The sequence below is a fragment of the Candidatus Methylacidiphilales bacterium genome, assembly GCA_028713655.1.
Lineage (GTDB): Bacteria > Verrucomicrobiota > Verrucomicrobiia > Methylacidiphilales > JAAUTS01 > JAQTNW01.
In genome coordinates this window covers 1-2,979 of the sequence record JAQTNW010000083.1, presented here as the reverse complement: position 1 = coordinate 2,979, position 2,979 = coordinate 1, and the positions used below count along the sequence as shown (strand labels likewise).

The window sequence follows — 2,979 nt, the reverse complement described above, 5'->3', positions numbered from 1 at the left end:
ACAAATATACCTACCAGATGGACCCGGCCAACAGCGATGAAGCCTTGTGGGAAGTCGGACTGGACCTCGAGGAAGGGGCCGACATGGTGATGATCAAGCCCGGCATGCCTTATCTCGACATCGTTCGACGCATCAAGGACACCTACCAGGCGCCGACTTTTGTTTATCAGGTTAGCGGCGAATACGCCATGCTCAAAGCGGCCGCCCAGAATGGCTGGCTAGACGAGAAGGCCTGCGTGCTGGAAGCCTTGCTGGGATTCAAGCGTGCCGGTGCGGATGGCATCCTGACCTACTTTGCGCTGGATGCGGCGAACTGGCTCAAGGAAAACTGATAGGGGGTGATGGGGTTTCCCATCATCCTGTGAATTATTGCCGGTCCAGGTCCATGGCCCGTCTCTCCCGCTCCACCCTGATAATGTAGCGTTGGATCATGGACTGCATGTTGGCCGACAAGTTGACGAACTGACAGCCTGCCCGCTTGGTTTTCAAACCGTTTCTTAAAGTCACTTCGAATACGTTCCGTATTTCCAGGGTCGCCACAATATTGCCGATCTCGGGCAAAACCAGGCTGCATTCGTTGAATGTCATTCCTGGTTCAACGGCAGCATCCGCCGAAGGGAGAACCACACCCACTCCGCCGATGCTGATGTCTGCAACCACCATTTCCGCCTTGTGCTGGCCGTCCATTAAAACGATGCATTTCAGCGGGTTGACGATGGGCGTTGTCACCCGGTAATAATCCCGCCGCTGCAGCTTGATCAATGACTTGGGAAGCTCGATCCTGAACACATCCCGGCCTCCGAGCTGGACCTTTTCTATCCAGCGGCCGACAAACTGAACCTTGACCTTGTCATGGGCCGTAACAAAAACAATTCGTTCGCTATCGAGAATTTTTTTATTGAACACCTCATTCGCGCCCAAATCCAGAAAAACAAGCTCTTCGTCAGGGTCTACGGCGATGATGGATGTCAGTATGAAACTTTCGCCGCGATTAAAATAAGCGCTTACCAACTCGGTCTTTTCCATCACCGCGCGAAGAATGTAGACAATCTCTTTCTTCCAGCTAACCGTAAAACTGCTGACGCCGTCGTCATCTTCGGAAATTGATGAACCTTGGGGTGAATTTGGGGTGGGATTCACCATGTTGCACCGCCATGAACTGCGGAAATCGGACCGTTTTGACGCCCAGCAAGGGTTGCCCAAAAATTTGAATGGCGGGGGAGCGGGCGGGAAGGCAACGAGGGTGTCATTAATTTTTTGTCTCTAAATCTTTTCGGAAAGCAAAAACGCGCAATCCTTATGCGTAGCCGGTAGAAAGCGTGTTTGAAAGTATAAGGGTATTATCCCTCTTCAAGCAATGCCTCGACCCACCGGGCCTGGGCGCGCGCATTTTTTTCTGCATGGCCGCGCGGAATTCGGCGGATATCCTCTGTCGCAAAAACGGTGACATTAATTTCTGCAGGACCATCCAGCAAGGTAAAGACCGGGATGGGGCGCTCTTCACCCCCGAAATGGAAATGTTTTTCGCCGCTTTTATAGGGCATCTGCCTGGCCAGCAGAAACAGCTCCACCTCCTTGGCACTATCCGTGAACAGCTGCAGGTTAATGTCTGAGTGGCGGGTCGCCGTGCCATTCAAAACCGAGCCGGTAAGGTAGGGGTTGAACGGTGCCAGCAAGCGCATCGCCGCCAATGCCTGCTGCCGCAGTTGACGCAAGCGCGCGCTTTGCTCATCTCGCTGGTAAAGCGCCTGATAATCCCTTAACGCCCGCTCCACTTCATCATTATCCGGCAGGTTGTGGGTGTCCGGCGCACCCATCTGGCGAGCGGCCTTGCGCTTGGCCGAGGCATAATCCTGGAGACCGTCTTCCGCAATGATGCGGGCTGCCTGGTGTGCGATGCGTTCGCGCATGCGGAGATTCGCGGCTTTCTCTCTCTCCCGGTACCGTGGGACGGGCTTTTCACCAGAAGCTTTGCCTGGTTTTGGCATTTCAGAACAATTGATCCTTAACCTCTTCCGCGGACTTGCCGCCACCGCCAAAGAAGCCTTCGAAAAAGCCGGTCTGCTCAGACGGGATATTTTCCTGATAAAAATATTCCAAAACCCCTTCGCTCCCTTCGGGAACTCGTCGCCCGCTTTGCGGGTCGATTTTGACGGTTGCCACCCCTTCCGGCACCACCAGATCCGCTTCCGGCACGCCTTTCAGCGCCTTACCCATATACCCGATCCAGACCGGTAGCGCCGCCTGCGCGCCGGTTTCTGCTCCGCCCATGGAACGAGGCTGATCAAATCCGATCCAGGCAATTGCCACCAGGCCCGGGTTGAAACCCGTGAACCAGGCATCCACCTGATCATTGGTGGTTCCGGTCTTTCCTGCAAGATCCTGGCGTTTCAGTTGCATGGCGCGCGCACCGGTACCGAAACGCACCACGTCGCGCATGATGGAAGTCATGATAAAAGCATTCCGCGCATCGATGGCGCGCTCGGCGCCATCACCGGCACGCTTGGGTTTGGCCTGAACCAGCAGCGTACCGCGCGCATCGACAATCCGGTCGATCAAATAGGGCTGGGTACGGTAGCCGCCATTGGCAAACACCGAGTAAGCCGCGGCCATTTGCATGGGCGTTGCCGACCCCGCCCCTAGCGCCATGGTCAGGTAGGGCGGGTGCTGCTCAGGCGAAAAGCCGAAACGGGCAATGTAATCCTGGGCATACGCAGGACCGATAGATTGCAGCACCCGGATGGAAACCAAGTTCTTCGACTTGGTCAGGGCGGTGCGCAAGCGCATCGGTCCGGCATAATCGCCCTCGAAGTTTTTCGGCTCCCAGACCTGTCCGCCGGTTTGGGCGGCATCCACCACGATGGGGGCGTCATTGATCACGGTTGCCGCGGTCAAGCCTTTTTCCAGCGCCGCCGAATAGATAAACGGCTTGAAGCTCGAACCCGGCTGACGCCATGCCTGTGTGACGTGGTTGAATTT

4 protein-coding genes are annotated in these 2,979 nt (G+C 55.9%); 1 reads left to right on the top strand and 3 read right to left on the bottom strand.

Going from position 1 to position 2,979, the window contains the following annotated elements; translation table 11 throughout:
* Positions 1 to 332, top strand: a 332-nt coding sequence (locus PHD76_15170; protein ID MDD5263183.1) for a porphobilinogen synthase, incomplete at its 5' end; no start/stop codon positions are given.
* Positions 333 to 366: 34 nt separating this feature from the next.
* Here the strand turns inward: PHD76_15170 and PHD76_15165 are convergent.
* The 3 genes from PHD76_15165 to PHD76_15155 all read right to left on the bottom strand — a co-directional run.
* Positions 367 to 1,143, bottom strand: a complete 777-nt coding sequence (locus PHD76_15165; protein ID MDD5263182.1) for a flagellar brake protein — start codon at positions 1,141 to 1,143, stop codon at positions 367 to 369.
* A gap of 197 nt (positions 1,144 to 1,340) precedes the next feature.
* Positions 1,341 to 1,910 (bottom strand): hypothetical protein, encoded by a 570-nt coding sequence (locus PHD76_15160; protein ID MDD5263181.1) that lies wholly within the window; start codon positions 1,908 to 1,910, stop codon positions 1,341 to 1,343.
* Between the two features lie 79 nt (positions 1,911 to 1,989).
* Positions 1,990 to 2,979 (bottom strand): penicillin-binding transpeptidase domain-containing protein (locus PHD76_15155; protein MDD5263180.1); only part of this gene is annotated, 990 nt, incomplete at its 5' end.

Bases quoted from the DNA above. Each gene is read 5' to 3' on its own strand.
- PHD76_15165 (MDD5263182.1), bottom strand. From the start codon at position 1,143: ATGGTGAATCCCACCCCAAATTCACCCCAAGGTTCATCAATTTCCGAA.
- PHD76_15160 (MDD5263181.1), bottom strand. From the start codon at position 1,910: ATGCGCGAACGCATCGCACACCAGGCAGCCCGCATCATTGCGGAAGAC.